This window comes from Lederbergia citri, assembly GCF_018343625.1.
GTDB lineage: Bacteria > Bacillota > Bacilli > Bacillales > Bacillaceae_C > Lederbergia > Lederbergia citri.
In genome coordinates, this window is the sequence record NZ_JAGYPG010000001.1 from 1,242,097 (window position 1) to 1,255,723 (window position 13,627).

Below are 13,627 nucleotides of genomic sequence, written 5' to 3' on the forward strand. Positions count from 1 at the left end.
TGAACTTATTCTGTTCTTAGCTTTAATAAAAGAAAAGCTGCCAACGTATGCCCTACTCCAAGGATAATAAGCAAAATTGGAATACTTTTGTTAGGAAGGAAATAGGAAATAGCTGCAATGAATGCCAAAATAGAAAGAACCCTGCCCATATTTAAAAATAGTTCTCTAACGACTATATATTCGATTCGCATTTCCGCTGCCTTCCAACTTTTCCCGATGGCATCGTATGTCATGGAGGAATAAGGGACGAGCATGAGTGGGTATGCAATACCAATAAAGGCAGCGTAAATTAGCAGTCTTGTATATGTAGGATTAAAGACGATAATGAAAATGGAAGCATATAGAAGTAAGCCACCAAAAACCATAATTTTCTTTCTCATATCTTTTTTTATGAGCTTTGTCGCGAGCGAGTAAATTATAAAAGAAACTCCTGCATGGATTAATCCGAACGTACCTAGTGCGAGCTCATTGTTTGTTGCAATAAAAACAAAGACGGAAATGACAAAAACAAACGTTCCTTCCCGAAATCCTTGAAGAAAATGTGCATTTGTAATTAACCGCCAATTTTTATTATTCTTTCTTTCCTTATAAATTCTCGTAAATAAATATTGACCTGATGAAGGCCTCCGATTTATAAAGAAACTCGTAATAACAGCTGCGGAGAATAATGCTAATGAAATAGCAAAAATAATCGTATAGCCAATATTAGAAACAAAACGCGTAATGATAAAGCCCGCAGAAATCGGTCCGATTACTCCTCCTGTTGAGGAAAGTGCCCCCATAAACCCATTGAAAAAATCCCTAGTATCTGGTTCAGTTATTTCAAATGTTAATACATTGAAAGCTAGCCAGTAAAAACCATATCCGACCCCAAGCAATGCACCGAGAAGAACAAGATGTTGCGAGGATTTCTCTCCAAATAACAGTACGACGATAAAAAAAAGAGCGAGAAAAATGACTCCTAGGCGAAGCACTATGACGCGATCGACTTTTTTTGCCCATCTGCCGGCAATGATAAAGAATATAGGCTGGATGACGACAATCGTTAAATTATATATAGCAAGATCAATAAAACTTTTCGATTGTTTCCATAAATAAACATTTACAAATGTATTCGATAACGAAATACTTAAGGAATATAGCCCACCTATTAACAACAACAGCAATAAATCTTTAGTTACATCAATATCATTAAATATTCTTTTTAACTTCAACATAATAATAACTCCCCTTTTTCTTCTTTTCTATTCTTAGTGAACAAGGGAGTTTTAATACTAAAAAAAGAAAACGAATTGCATATTTGCAATTCGTTTCTTAGTAAAATGATTTATTTTGCAGAGTCGTATAGTTTTTGAACTTCGTCCCAATTAACTACATTCCAGAATGCACTCATATATTCAGGACGACGATTTTGATATTTCAAATAGTAAGCATGCTCCCAAACATCTAGGCCAAGTAAAGGCGTTTTGCCTTCCATAATTGGGCTATCTTGATTTGGTGTGCTCATAATTTCAAGTTCACCATTGTTCAACACAAGCCAAGCCCAGCCCGAACCAAAGCGTCCTGCACCAGCTGCTTGGAATTGTTCTTTAAACTTGTCGAGGCTTCCAAACTTGCTGTTGATTGCTTCTCCAACTGATCCTGTTGGTTCGCCGCCGCCATTTGGAGAAAGAAGCTTCCAGAATAATGAATGGTTGGCATGTCCTCCACCATTATTTCTAACCGCTGTACGAATGGATTCCGGAACAGAATTTAGATCAGCAATTAACTCTTCAACAGACTTGCTTGCCAAATCTTCATGTCCTTCAAGAGCATTATTTAAATTTGTCACATATGTGTTGTGATGCTTTGTGTGGTGAATGTTCATTGTTTCCTTATCGATATGTGGTTCTAGTGCATCATATCCATAAGGTAATTGTGGTAATTCATATGCCATTTTTTATATTCCTCCTATGTAATTATTTCGAATCGTCTAACGATTCATGATCACACTAATAGATTACCAAAATTAGTAATCGCATACAAATTATTTGCTCTGAAAAAAATATATAAGTCGCTTTCTGATGAACTTGTCACTTGAAAATATTGCCCATTCACATCTAAACTGTTAGATAGAACATAAAGGGCGTGACAAAGTGCAAAAAAAATCAATATTTACGTTATTTTTTAAAAGCTTGTATTCATTTAAAGACATTGCCAAACTTAGATTTATTGGCATTGGGAAAACCATTAAGTATACTTTTTTTCTTGTTTTACTATATTTCTTACCAAGTCTATATAACACATTAATATTAAAAGGGGATTCTTCAAGCCTATTACCTGATTTTGATGCAGGTAGTATTGCCATTATGCTCCCTATTTTTATTATCTTCATGTTTATTTTAAATATAGGGATCCTCTTTTTAAAAATATCAATATTAGCAAGTGTTGCTATATTACTCGCAAAACTATTAAAAAGGAAATTGCCCTATCGGCAAAGCTGGAGATTGACTGCTTTTAGTATTACTTTGCCTACTTTACTATTCGGTTTAGAACCAATATTAAGTAAACCCATCCCATTCGGTACATTTTTCGACATCTTGATTAGTATCATTTATATATTTATTAGTATTAAAAAAATACCTCGTCAAAAAAAACTTTCATAATTTTCCCATCCCCTTCATATACTTCATACATCTTATGAAGAGGCGGGATAAATATGAAAAAATTCGCAGCATTTATCGCAATATCTATTCTTATATATAGTGTGTATTATGATTTGACAATAGGTGTAATTCCAAGAAGTTCTGCCGAAACAGCTAAACTCATTGATATTAATTCGATCCCAGTCGAGCATGAACCATTTACCAAAATTGAAATTAAACCTGGCGATACAGTTATTTCTATTATGGAAGAGCTGCAGCAAGGTCCTTTGCCTGTTCCGATAAGTCAAATTGTTTCAGATTTCGAGGAGTTAAACGAAGGAACGAAACCAGAGCAAATTCAAATCGGGAAAACCTATCAATTTCCGCTTTATCAAGAACAAAATCGTTAAATATAGCCAATGTGTTGTCAATTTCACATAAAGATTGATACAATATATATGTATTTTATAATCAATAGAGATAGTAAATCTCTATCTTTTTAAAGGAGAGAATTACCGTTGGGTGAAATTACACATCGTTCTAAAACGCGCCCGGTGAAAGTCGGTAACTTAACAATCGGGGGAAGCGATCAAGTTATTATCCAAAGTATGACGACAACTAAGACTCATGATGTTGATGCGACTGTACGTGAAATAGAGCGGTTAGAAGAAGCGGGCTGTCAAATCGTAAGGGTTGCCTGTCCTGATGAAAGAGCTGCAAATGCGATTTCGGAAATTAAAAAAAGAATCAATATTCCACTGGTAGTTGATATACATTTCGATTATCGTCTTGCCTTAAAAGCAATTGAAGGCGGAGCAGATAAAATCAGAATCAACCCGGGCAATATCGGTAAGCGCGAAAAGGTTGAAGAAGTTGTAAAGGCTGCAAAAGCAAAAGGAATTCCTATACGGATTGGTGTCAATGCGGGAAGCCTTGAAAGACATATCCTGCAGAAATACGGTTATCCGACTGCAGACGGAATGGTTGAGAGTGCCCTACACCATATCCAAATTCTCGAGGATTTAGATTTTCATGATATTATCGTATCCATGAAGGCATCTGACGTTCGCCTTGCGATTGAAGCATATGAAAAAGCATCACGAGCGTTTGATTATCCACTTCATCTAGGTATTACAGAAAGTGGAACATTATTTGCTGGTACGGTCAAAAGTGCAGCAGGCCTCGGTGCCATTCTAAGCATGGGAATTGGCAATACGTTAAGAATATCTCTTAGTGCCGATCCAGTTGAGGAAGTTAAGGTAGCACGAGAACTATTGAAGTCTTTCGGACTTATTTCAAATGCGGCTACTCTTGTTTCTTGTCCAACTTGCGGGAGAATCGAAATTGATTTAATTAAAATAGCAAATGAAGTAGAAGAATATATCCAAAATATTAAAGCACCTATTAAGGTATCTGTATTAGGATGTGCGGTTAACGGACCTGGCGAAGCCCGTGAAGCAGATATCGGCATTGCAGGAGCACGCGGAGAAGGACTTCTATTTAAAAAAGGGAAAACTGTCAGAAAGGTTCCTGAAGCTACAATGGTCGAAGAGTTAAAAAAGGAAATCGACATAATGGCTGCAGAATACTTTAAAAAACAAGAAGAAGAAAAGCAAAATATACCTAACTAATGTTATGAGGGGCTGTCCAGGGACGGCTCCTTCTTTAACATACATAAAGGAGAATGAATTTTTATATGCAGAAGAGGTTTGGAATTGATATCGATGGAACTGTAACCTGCCCTACTTCCCTCATTCCTCATATCAATAAAGAGTTCAAATTAAATATTACTTTAGATGATCTCACTGAATACGAGTTGACTGAATGCCTACAAGTTGATAAAGAAAAATTTTATCAATGGTTTGTTAAAAATGAACCCCTTATGTATGCAGAATCTCCATTAGCAGATGGAGCAAAACCTGTTTTATCAAAATGGGTACATGAGCATGAATTGTTTTTTATTAGTGCGAGAAGCCAAACGCTTTTTGATGTAACGACTACTTGGTTTCATACCAATGAAATTGAGTACCATCATATTGAATTAATTGGTTCCCATGATAAAGTCGGGACTGCGAAAAAACATAATATTGACATCTTTTTTGAGGACAAGCATGATAACGCTGTAGACATTTCTGAGGAGCTTAATATTCCTGTGATATTATTTGATACTCCATACAATCGCAGGCCATCCCCGGAAAATGTCATCCGTGTGTATAGTTGGGCGGAAGCAAAAAATTGGGTAGAAAACTGGATTAAACTTGAAGATAAAATAAGAAAAGAAGCCTAGATTTTAACTAATCAAGGCTTCTTTCTTTATCATGCTCATTCGTCTAACCCTCAGTTCAAAAAGAAAAATTCTTTGCTGAGGTCAGAAGGACGTTGAGCATGTCTCTATGTTCATGCACCCAAGCTTTTCCTGCATTCAGGGCACTTTCCGTAAATTTCAAATTTATGGTCTGCGACATCATAGTCTTTTAAATCTTCGGTAACAAAATTCATCGGGCATGCCTCAATAGCCTTTGTACTACCGCAATCCATGCATATAAAATGATGATGGTGATCGTGAAGCGAACAAGTGTAACGAAAATTTTTCTCACCTGATAATTCAGTCGATTCAAGAATACCAAGCTGATTAAATAGTGAGAGATTACGATAAATGGTATCAAAGCTAAGGCCCGGATATTCATCACTCATCATTTCTAACAATTCCTTTGCTGTTAAGTATTTATCGCTCCTTGCAAAGATTTCAAGAATTCGCTCACGTTTTCCAGTTACTTTAAAACCTTTATTTTTAACGATTTGAACAGCTTCATTAACGTTCATTTTCTCACCTTACCTTTACGGGTCTGTGACCTTGATTACGTTTATATAAAATAATTCCTAAAAGAATCAGAATCGAAATGATGACAATCGTACCACCAGGTGCTAAATCTAAATAATACGCACTAATTAATCCTCCGACTACTGATATTTCACCGAATAATATCGATAAAAAGATTGTTTGTTTAAACCCTCTGGCTATTCGCATACTAGCGGCAACTGGCAACGTCATAAGTGCTGAAACAAGTAATATTCCTACTATGCGCATTGAAGCAGCGATCACCAACGCTATTAAAACCATAAATAATAAATGAATACTCCTGGCTGGAATTCCGGAAACTTTAGCATGCTCCTCGTCAAAGGATAACAGGAAAAGTTCTTTATATAAAAATAATATGACTAATCCGACAAAGATGCTAATCCCGACAATTACATATAAATCTACTCTGCTAACTGCACTTACACTTCCGAATAAATAGTTTAATAAGTCGGTATTGAATCCATCTGCAAGTGAAATAAAAATAACCCCTATGCCAATCCCACCTGATAAGATGATTGGAATGGCCAATTCTTGATAATGCTTATAAACCATTCTTAGTCTTTCTATCAGTACTGAACCAAGAACTGAAAATCCCATCCCAAAATAGAGTGGATTCATACCAGCAAACATCATTGTTTTTTTGCTCAAAAATAAACTTGCAGCAATACCTGCCAAAGTTACATGACTTAAAGCGTCTGCAATTAAAGATAATCTTCTTACAACGATAAATGTACCTAATAAAGGAGCGATAAATCCGATTAACAAACCTGTTAAAAAAGTATTTTGTAAAAATTCATATTGGAATATTGCTGAAATCATCTAGTTGTACCACCTTCTTCAATATACACATGCTCATGGTCATGGGAAATCAGGTGGACATCATGTTGATAAATAGATGATAAATCATCCGTATTTAATTGTTCAAAATCCTCTACATCACCATGGAAATGCAATTTTTTATTCAAGCATGCTATATGAGTAACCTTATTTGTTATTGTTCCAATATCATGGGTAACGAGGATTAACGTAATCCCACGTTCTTTATTTAAATTTTCTAGCATATGATAAAACGATTTGACATTTTCTTCATCTACACCAACTGTCGGTTCATCAAGTATGAGAACATCAGGTTTGGACACAATGGCACGGGCAATAAACACTCTCTGTTGCTGTCCACCGGATAGCTCTCCAATATTTTTTTTGGAAAAATGGCTCATACCTACAGAGGCGATGGCTTCCTTAATTTCTCTTTGTTGTTCTTTTCCAATGAAATGAAAAAGTCCTAATTTACCTGTTAAGCCACTCGCGACAACTTCAAAGACTGATGCAGGAAATCCACTATTAAATGAATTTGCTTTTTGCGAAACATAGCCAATCCTATTCCAATCTTTAAATCTTGCTTGAGGCTGTCCAAATAATAACACTTCTCCATGCTGAGGTTTAATTAGCCCTAGAATAATTTTTAGAAGCGTTGACTTGCCGGAGCCATTTGGACCAACCAGGCCTAAAAAAGCACCTTTTGGCACATTAAGGTCAATATGTTCTAGGACATTTTCTCTTTCGTAGCGAAAATTCACATCTTTTATTTGAATAATAGTTTCGTTAGTCATAAAAAACTTCCTTTAAAATAAGAATCATTACGATTTGGTTCCATGAAATTATACACAATTATTTTTTATTTGTAAATGAAGCCGCACTAATGACAACCTTCCTACATACATTTTTGAATAGGGGTGATTCATCATGAAATTAATTCAAAATATGATTAATATGAAAATTAATGTGATTACTTCAGAGGAGTTATTAAAATATGCAAAGCAGTATAATATTAATGTGTCTAAAGCACAAGCAGAAAAAATAGCGGCATTTTTAAGAGGTAAAAATTTTGATATTTTTAATGACCGAACTCGATCCCAAATCATCAGAGAAGTAGCAAAAATATCGGGACCAAATACAGCGAAAGAAATTAATAAACTATTTATTCAATTTACGAGATAGTACTGGATAGCAGAAAAATGAAGGCTGTCTATTTGTCTCTTCTTACATATAAGACAATAAAATAGACAGCCCACGCGATTTTTATTATTTAACTAATGTTTCCATAATTTCCTCACGTAGCTGCTCGTTGAACAAACCACTTCTTATCATCTCTATTTCATGCTTGTAAGGAGCTTTTTTATTGTTTTTGTCCTCTCCTACATAAGGTGTTTCTAATATTTTTGGTACGTGTTTTAATTGTGGGTGGTTAATAATATAGCTTAAAGCCGTAAATCCTATATGACCAAAACCAATATTTTCATGCCTATCTTTTTTCGCACCACGTTCATTTTTACTATCATTAATATGAAGAACTTTTATGCGATCAATTCCAATCACTTTATCAAATTCTTGAAGAACTCCATCAAAATCATTTACGATATCATATCCTGCATCATGTGTATGGCAAGTATCAAAACAAATTGACAGCTTATCATTATGATGAACTCCGTCAATAATGGCCGCTAGCTCCTCAAAAGATCTTCCACATTCAGACCCTTTGCCAGCCATTGTCTCAAGGGCAATTTGTACTTCTTCTTCTCCTGTTAAAACTTCATTTAATCCTTCAATGATTTTCTTAATTCCTTTTTCGGCACCTTCCCCTACATGTGCTCCAGGGTGAAGAACAATTTGTTTAGAGCCAATGGCAGCAGTTCTATCAATTTCGGAGCGTAGAAAATCGACTCCTAATGCAAAAGTAGCAGGGTTAACTGTATTTCCAATATTAATAATATATGGGGCATGAACAATAATTTCGTCAATCCCATTTTCTTTCATATGAAGCTGTCCAGCTTCAATATTTAGGTCTTCAATTTTCTTTCTACGTGTATTTTGAGGAGCTCCAGTATAAATCATGAAAGTATTTGCACCATATGAAATGGCTTCCTCGCTCGCTGCTACAAGCATTTTCTTTCCACTCATCGAAACGTGCGAACCGATTTTTAACATGTTTTCCTCTCCATTCTATTATTTTTTTCTATTTTTAATTTTTCTTTCACGTCTTTTGATTTGCTCTCTTTGCTCTTGCATTTTCTTTTTATATCCAGGCTTTACTTTTTGCGGTTTTCTAACGAGTTGTCTTGCTTTTATTTCCTCTTCTGAAACGATTTTCGTTCGATTTTTCCTGCGATTACGTTCTGTTATTTGAACCCAGTTGCCATTTTGAAGATCCAAATAAGAAAATTCAATCCCCATTTTATCTAATCGAACAAGTGCATCTTCATCAGAAGGTTCATAAATTGTAACTGCTAACCCCTTATTTCCTGCCCTTGCCGTACGTCCTGTACGATGAATATAAAAATCGAGGTCTCTAGGAAGTTCATAATTAATAATATGACTGACGCCTTCTATATCGATTCCTCTTGCCGCAAGATCAGTAGCAACAATATATTGAAACTCTAAATTTCTAATCTGTTTCATGACTCTTTTACGTTCACGTGGACTAATATCCCCATGTAGCCTGCCTACTTTTAATCCCCGTTCTATAAGTTGATCAGCAATCGTGTCCGCCAGTTCCTTCGTGTTAACAAAAACGATCGCCAAATACGGATTATACGAACGTAATATATCCTCTAATAATTCTATTTTTTTCCTGCTTTTTATAGGGACTAAAATATGCTCAATATTTTTAGCTGATAATTGTTGTGGTTCGACTTGTTCAAAAATAGGGTTTTCCATATACTTTTTTAGAAAAGGTTTTAATTTTTCAGGAATAGTCGCAGAAAACACTAACATTTGTAAATCCTTTGGCATTTTGCCAGCTATTTGATCAACATCGTGAAGAAATCCCATATCCAGCATTAAATCTGCTTCATCCACTACTAACAAGGAAGAAGTATGAACAAACAAAGCTTGCTCATTAATAAGGTCATTAATCCTCCCGGGGGTACCTACAACGACTTGCGGTTGTTGCCTTAATTTCTCTATATCCCTTTTTTTGTCCGTTCCGCCAATATAACATCTTGCTGTAATTTTGTTTTCTTCATCATGTTTTACAATTTTTAAAATTTCATGATAAATTTGATTGGAAAGCTCTCTTGTAGGGGCCGTAATAACAGCCTGCACTTGCTGAATACTTGGATTGATTGATTCAAGCAATGGAAATAGATATGAGTGTGTCTTCCCTGTTCCAGTTTGTGATTGTCCGATGGCACTTTCGCCTTTTAGTATGACAGGTATTATTTTTCTCTGAATTTCAGTTGGGCTGCGAAACCCTAGTTCATCAATCGCATTATTGATAAATGGTTTGAAATTATATTGAGTAAAATTATTATTATTCATTTCTTTCACTCCTTCATAGAGGGAAATCCCTCCGACCCATTATAAACTATTAAGTTGACATGTACAATTGAACTAACTAAAGCATTTTTAGACACGCGCCTGCTCATTCCAAACGAATCACGGCGAATAACCAAACTTTTACTTCATTCCTGCATATTATAACCAGAGGAAGGGAGTGAAATTTATTATGTTTGGTAATCGTATGCCTATGCCCCCTAGAGGAATGCCGATGTTCCGTGGGCCTTCTATGGGAGCAAATCCTTTCGGCAGAGGATTTGGCGGGCCGCCTCCAATGGGTCAAAATGCCGGTGGAGGAAATTTGTTGGCAAGACTATTTCAAAGACAGGGTGGATCAATGGCCTCCGGAGTTCCTCAGGCGGCTAACATGTTTTCACGTGGAGCCGGTCAAACTTCATTTTTGCAAGGATTAAATCCTGCTTCAATTAATGGCTTCTTAACCAATACACAAAATGTTCTAAATACTGCGAGGCAAATTGGTCCACTCGTTCAACAATACGGACCTATCGTAAGGAATCTCCCGGCAATGTGGAGACTATATAAAGGATTTAAAGATTTACCGTCTGATGATTCAGCGGATTCTAAGGATACAAATTTAAAATCAGAGAAAACCAAAAAAGAAGCCTCTCCAAAAGAAAAAAAGGAAACAACAAAAAAAACAACCGTGCAAGCATCCAAAACAGTTGAAGGACAAAAGAAAAGTGTAAATCAATCAACGACAAAAAGTAAAAAAGGAGAATCCGTTCCGAAGTTATATATTCCTTGAAATTTCTAAAATCCTCCATACATTGGCTTTTTTACAGATGTCCTATATAATAAAATATGAGTTCAATAGATTAAGGCATTTGCCTCTAGTCAGGAGGATTTACATGAAACTTATTAAAATATCACCAAGAGGTTATTGTTACGGAGTAGTAGATGCTATGGTAATTGCGCGCAATGCCGCTTTAGATAAAACATTGCCGCGTCCCATATATATACTCGGCATGATTGTTCATAATAAACATGTTACGGATGCTTTCGAGGAAGATGGCATCATTACATTAGATGGTCCAAATCGTAAAGAGATATTGGAAAAGGTAGATAGTGGAACTGTTATTTTTACTGCCCATGGGGTCTCACCTGAAGTGAGGGAGCTTGCCAAGAAGAAAGGGCTTGTTACGATTGATGCGACATGTCCTGATGTGACACGTACGCATGATCTTATAAGAGAAAAAGAGACTGAAGGCTACGATGTCATATACATTGGAAAAAAAGGGCATCCTGAGCCTGAAGGTGCAGTTGGAGTTGCTCCACATGCTGTCCATCTTGTTGAAACGATGGATGATGTTGAGGAATTACAAGTGGATAATGACAAGATTATTGTTACAAACCAAACGACGATGAGCCAATGGGATGTTCAGGCAATTATGGAAAGAGTAAAAGAAAAATATCCTCATGCTGAAAAACATAAAGAAATTTGCCTTGCTACTCAAGTTCGCCAAGAAGCTGTTGCAGAACAAGCAGGTGAAGCTGATGTACTTATTGTCGTTGGTGATCCTATGAGCAATAATTCGAATCGTCTTGCTCAAGTTTCAAAAGAAATTGCAGGGACGAGAGCTTACCGTGTTGGTGATGTCACGGAAATTGAAATAGATTGGATAAAGAATGCTAGTACTGTAGCTGTTACTGCTGGTGCTTCAACCCCTACTCCAATTGTAAGAGAAGTCATTACATTTATAGAACAGTTTAATCCATTCGATCAATCAACTTGGGTAAAAGAAAACAATGTGCCTCTTAGCAAAATTTTACCTAAAGTAAGAAATCCAAAATTATCAATTAAATAATATTAACAATAAAAGGAGCCGATAAAATTCAGCTCCTTGTTGTTTTTTAATGTGATTAAAACTTGATATCCGCTCCGTGCAACCTATCATTGCCACATCAAATAAAAGCAAATGGATTCGTATCCAATTCAGAAGGAAAAATAGTTACGTCGTAATTCCTATTTTCACTCATCTTCTTAAGCACTTCTACTGTCCCTTTTTTCATGATTTTTTCTACGTTATGCCCTGGATCAATCATGTTAAGTCCTATATTCATAGCATCATGTGCAGTATGATAGTATATATCGCCAGTTACATAAACATCTGCCCCACTAAATTTTGCAGTAGAATAATATTTGTTTCCATCTCCACCAAGCACCGCGACTTTTTTTATTTTATCGTTTAGATTACCAACTACACGCACTCCTGGAGAGTCTAGTGCTTCTTTTACGAAGGATGCAAACTGGTTGAGGTTCATCTCGTTTTGTAACTCCCCAATTTTCCCCAATCCCAACACTTTCCCTTTCTGAGTTAATTCATATATATCGTAGGCAGGTTCTTCATAGGGATGAGCATGTAACATCGCAGATATTATTCTTTTTTCCTTTTTTGCAGGAAATACCGTTTCTATTTTCACCTCATGGACTGTTTCTAATTTTCCTTTTTCGCCAATGTGTGGGTTAGTATTTTCTCCTGGCAAAAATCTTCCCATTCCTTCTGATGAATATGAACAATGACTATAAGCTCCAATTGCTCCTGCGCCGGCATCACCTAAAGCAGAAAGAATTTCCGCTTCATTTTCTTTAGGCACATAGACGGCGAGTTTCTTCAACGTTTCTTCATATGTTGGCACTAATACAGATGTATTTTTCAGCCCTAGTGCTTCGGCAAGCATATCATTAACGCCTCCTGAGGCAACATCTAGATTTGTATGAGCGGCATATACAGTAATATCATGCTTAATAAGCATTTCGATTATTTTTCCACTTGCCTTATCTGTATGTATGTTTTTCAAAGGACGATAAATAAGCGGATGATGGGCAATGATTAAATCTACTTTTTTTTCTATGGCTTCTTGTACAACTTCATCCAATACATCTAGCGCAATCATAACATTTTGAATAGGCTTGTTAAGAGTACCAATTTGCAGCCCAATCGGATCCCCTTCTAGTGCATAATCCTTAGGAGCGAATTCCTCGAATAATTGGATTAATTCAAAACCATTTATTTTTTTCATTCCAGTTCCTCCCGGACGATATTGATTTTTTTAGTAATCTCTTTTCTTTTTTCATTTGTTTTTGCCCTGTCAACCGCTTTTTCCAATTTACTTAAAATGTTCTTCCATTGAAGCAGCTCTAACTCCCACTTTTTGATAAATGCTTCATTTTTATTTTGTAATAAAAATGGTCCTAACAGGAATTCTTTTTCTAGGTTTTTATATGGGAATGCTGGGTTACCAAAATCTGCAACCAACACTTCATAAAACTTTCCATCTTCTTCAACTATTTTTTCATCTATCAGCTGCCAGTTATGATGGTACAGCCACTTTCGAACATTTTCCGCACCGACATTTGGTTGGAGAATTAATCTTGTTACCCCTTCAAGCTTACTCTTTCCTCTTTCTAAAATATCTGCTATCAACGTTCCGCCCATCCCAGCAATTATGATGCAGTCTACTTCATAAGGGTTGATAACCTCAAGGCCATCTCCTTTTCTAACTGAAATATGTTCTGTTAAACCTGTCTTTGCAACTTGATGTAATGCAGATTGAAATGGTCCGTCTACAACTTCCCCTGCTATAGCTGATTTAGCTATTCCTTTTCTTACAGCATAACATGGCAAATATGCATGATCAGAGCCAATATCGGCAATCTTCATACCGTTATGAATAAAAGAAGTTACAGTTTCCAATCTTTTTGATAGCTTTTCTATATTCATATGAATTCCACCTCTTATAATACGATAAAAGAGTTCTTTGCAAAATGCAAAGAACTCTTTAAAGG

At 36.0% G+C, this 13,627-nt stretch carries 16 protein-coding genes; 7 read left to right on the top strand and 9 right to left on the bottom strand.

What is annotated here, in order from left to right; genetic code table 11:
• Positions 1-5: 5 nt before the first annotated feature.
• Together KHA97_RS06335 and sodA are read right to left on the bottom strand one after the other, a co-directional pair.
• A complete protein-coding gene (locus tag KHA97_RS06335; protein WP_213123853.1) occupies positions 6-1,217 on the bottom strand; it encodes an MFS transporter in 1,212 nt (403 codons plus the stop codon).
• A 110-nt stretch (positions 1,218-1,327) separates the two neighbouring features.
• Positions 1,328-1,936 (bottom strand): superoxide dismutase SodA, encoded by a 609-nt coding sequence (gene sodA / locus KHA97_RS06340; protein ID WP_213123854.1) that lies wholly within the window; start codon positions 1,934-1,936, stop codon positions 1,328-1,330.
• Positions 1,937-2,135: 199 nt separating this feature from the next.
• Between sodA and KHA97_RS24400 the strand changes: the two genes are divergently transcribed.
• The 4 genes from KHA97_RS24400 to KHA97_RS06360 all read left to right on the top strand — a co-directional run bounded on the left by KHA97_RS24400 (position 2,136) and on the right by KHA97_RS06360 (position 4,911).
• Complete coding sequence (locus KHA97_RS24400) at positions 2,136-2,645, top strand: DUF1189 family protein (RefSeq protein ID WP_213123855.1); 510 nt, start codon at positions 2,136-2,138, stop codon at positions 2,643-2,645.
• A 53-nt stretch (positions 2,646-2,698) separates the two neighbouring features.
• Entirely contained in the window at positions 2,699-3,034 is a 336-nt protein-coding gene (locus tag KHA97_RS06350; protein ID WP_213123856.1) for a hypothetical protein, read from the top strand.
• Positions 3,035-3,151: 117 nt separating this feature from the next.
• Positions 3,152-4,255 carry a flavodoxin-dependent (E)-4-hydroxy-3-methylbut-2-enyl-diphosphate synthase gene (gene ispG, locus KHA97_RS06355; protein WP_213124333.1) on the top strand — a complete coding sequence of 368 codons (1,104 nt, stop codon included), beginning with the start codon at positions 3,152-3,154 and terminating at the stop codon, positions 4,253-4,255.
• A 65-nt stretch (positions 4,256-4,320) separates the two neighbouring features.
• Positions 4,321-4,911: a hypothetical protein gene (locus KHA97_RS06360; protein WP_213123857.1), complete on the top strand. Its 591-nt coding sequence runs from the start codon at positions 4,321-4,323 to the stop codon at positions 4,909-4,911.
• Between the two features lie 110 nt (positions 4,912-5,021).
• Here KHA97_RS06360 and KHA97_RS06365 read toward each other — a convergent pair whose 3' ends face one another.
• From KHA97_RS06365 to KHA97_RS06375, 3 genes are read right to left on the bottom strand one after another with little or no spacing between them, the layout of a single operon-like run.
• Positions 5,022-5,447 carry a Fur family transcriptional regulator gene (locus tag KHA97_RS06365; RefSeq protein ID WP_213123858.1) on the bottom strand — a complete coding sequence of 142 codons (426 nt, stop codon included), beginning with the start codon at positions 5,445-5,447 and terminating at the stop codon, positions 5,022-5,024.
• Positions 5,448-5,451: 4 nt separating this feature from the next.
• Positions 5,452-6,303 carry a metal ABC transporter permease gene (locus tag KHA97_RS06370; protein WP_213123859.1) on the bottom strand — a complete coding sequence of 284 codons (852 nt, stop codon included), beginning with the start codon at positions 6,301-6,303 and terminating at the stop codon, positions 5,452-5,454.
• Positions 6,300-7,094 carry a metal ABC transporter ATP-binding protein gene (locus tag KHA97_RS06375; RefSeq protein ID WP_213123860.1) on the bottom strand — a complete coding sequence of 265 codons (795 nt, stop codon included), beginning with the start codon at positions 7,092-7,094 and terminating at the stop codon, positions 6,300-6,302. The genes KHA97_RS06370 and KHA97_RS06375 overlap by 4 nt, the downstream gene beginning before the upstream one ends.
• Before the next feature lie 133 nt (positions 7,095-7,227).
• On the opposite strand from KHA97_RS06375, the gene KHA97_RS06380 reads away from it, so the two are divergent.
• Positions 7,228-7,482 (top strand): DUF2624 domain-containing protein, encoded by a 255-nt coding sequence (locus KHA97_RS06380; RefSeq protein WP_213123861.1) that lies wholly within the window; start codon positions 7,228-7,230, stop codon positions 7,480-7,482.
• Between the two features lie 84 nt (positions 7,483-7,566).
• Here the strand turns inward: KHA97_RS06380 and KHA97_RS06385 are convergent, their stop codons facing one another.
• Both KHA97_RS06385 and KHA97_RS06390 read right to left on the bottom strand, forming a co-directional pair.
• Positions 7,567-8,469 carry a deoxyribonuclease IV gene (locus tag KHA97_RS06385; protein ID WP_213123862.1) on the bottom strand — a complete coding sequence of 301 codons (903 nt, stop codon included), beginning with the start codon at positions 8,467-8,469 and terminating at the stop codon, positions 7,567-7,569.
• An 18-nt stretch (positions 8,470-8,487) separates the two neighbouring features.
• Complete coding sequence (locus KHA97_RS06390; protein WP_213123863.1) at positions 8,488-9,801, bottom strand: DEAD/DEAH box helicase; 1,314 nt, start codon at positions 9,799-9,801, stop codon at positions 8,488-8,490.
• 187 nt (positions 9,802-9,988) lie between these two features.
• Here KHA97_RS06390 and vrrA point away from each other — a divergent pair, with 187 nt between their 5' ends.
• The gene (vrrA, locus tag KHA97_RS06395; protein WP_213123864.1) at positions 9,989-10,585 is read left to right on the top strand and encodes a VrrA/YqfQ family protein; all 597 of its coding nucleotides are present in this window, start codon (positions 9,989-9,991) and stop codon (positions 10,583-10,585) included.
• Between the two features lie 103 nt (positions 10,586-10,688).
• Positions 10,689-11,645: a 4-hydroxy-3-methylbut-2-enyl diphosphate reductase gene (locus tag KHA97_RS06400; RefSeq protein WP_213123865.1), complete on the top strand. Its 957-nt coding sequence runs from the start codon at positions 10,689-10,691 to the stop codon at positions 11,643-11,645.
• A 97-nt stretch (positions 11,646-11,742) separates the two neighbouring features.
• Here the strand turns inward: KHA97_RS06400 and KHA97_RS06405 are convergent, their stop codons facing one another.
• Positions 11,743-12,861 carry a Nif3-like dinuclear metal center hexameric protein gene (locus KHA97_RS06405; protein WP_213123866.1) on the bottom strand — a complete coding sequence of 373 codons (1,119 nt, stop codon included), beginning with the start codon at positions 12,859-12,861 and terminating at the stop codon, positions 11,743-11,745.
• A complete protein-coding gene (locus KHA97_RS06410; protein ID WP_213123867.1) occupies positions 12,858-13,562 on the bottom strand; it encodes a tRNA (adenine(22)-N(1))-methyltransferase in 705 nt (234 codons plus the stop codon). The genes KHA97_RS06405 and KHA97_RS06410 overlap by 4 nt, the downstream gene beginning before the upstream one ends.
• Between the last annotated feature and the right edge of the window lie 65 nt (positions 13,563-13,627).

Bases quoted from the DNA above. Each gene is read 5' to 3' on its own strand.
- vrrA (WP_213123864.1), top strand. From the start codon at position 9,989: ATGTTTGGTAATCGTATGCCTATGCCCCCTAGAGGAATGCCGATGTTC.
- sodA (WP_213123854.1), bottom strand. From the start codon at position 1,936: ATGGCATATGAATTACCACAATTACCTTATGGATATGATGCACTAGAA.
- KHA97_RS06360 (WP_213123857.1), top strand. From the start codon at position 4,321: ATGCAGAAGAGGTTTGGAATTGATATCGATGGAACTGTAACCTGCCCT.
- KHA97_RS06410 (WP_213123867.1), bottom strand. From the start codon at position 13,562: ATGAATATAGAAAAGCTATCAAAAAGATTGGAAACTGTAACTTCTTTT.
- KHA97_RS06365 (WP_213123858.1), bottom strand. From the start codon at position 5,447: ATGAACGTTAATGAAGCTGTTCAAATCGTTAAAAATAAAGGTTTTAAA.
- KHA97_RS06400 (WP_213123865.1), top strand. From the start codon at position 10,689: ATGAAACTTATTAAAATATCACCAAGAGGTTATTGTTACGGAGTAGTA.
- KHA97_RS06370 (WP_213123859.1), bottom strand. From the start codon at position 6,303: ATGATTTCAGCAATATTCCAATATGAATTTTTACAAAATACTTTTTTA.
- KHA97_RS06375 (WP_213123860.1), bottom strand. From the start codon at position 7,094: ATGACTAACGAAACTATTATTCAAATAAAAGATGTGAATTTTCGCTAC.
- KHA97_RS06385 (WP_213123862.1), bottom strand. From the start codon at position 8,469: ATGTTAAAAATCGGTTCGCACGTTTCGATGAGTGGAAAGAAAATGCTT.
- KHA97_RS06390 (WP_213123863.1), bottom strand. From the start codon at position 9,801: ATGAATAATAATAATTTTACTCAATATAATTTCAAACCATTTATCAAT.
- KHA97_RS06405 (WP_213123866.1), bottom strand. From the start codon at position 12,861: ATGAAAAAAATAAATGGTTTTGAATTAATCCAATTATTCGAGGAATTC.
- KHA97_RS06350 (WP_213123856.1), top strand. From the start codon at position 2,699: ATGAAAAAATTCGCAGCATTTATCGCAATATCTATTCTTATATATAGT.
- KHA97_RS06335 (WP_213123853.1), bottom strand. From the start codon at position 1,217: ATGTTGAAGTTAAAAAGAATATTTAATGATATTGATGTAACTAAAGAT.
- KHA97_RS06380 (WP_213123861.1), top strand. From the start codon at position 7,228: ATGAAATTAATTCAAAATATGATTAATATGAAAATTAATGTGATTACT.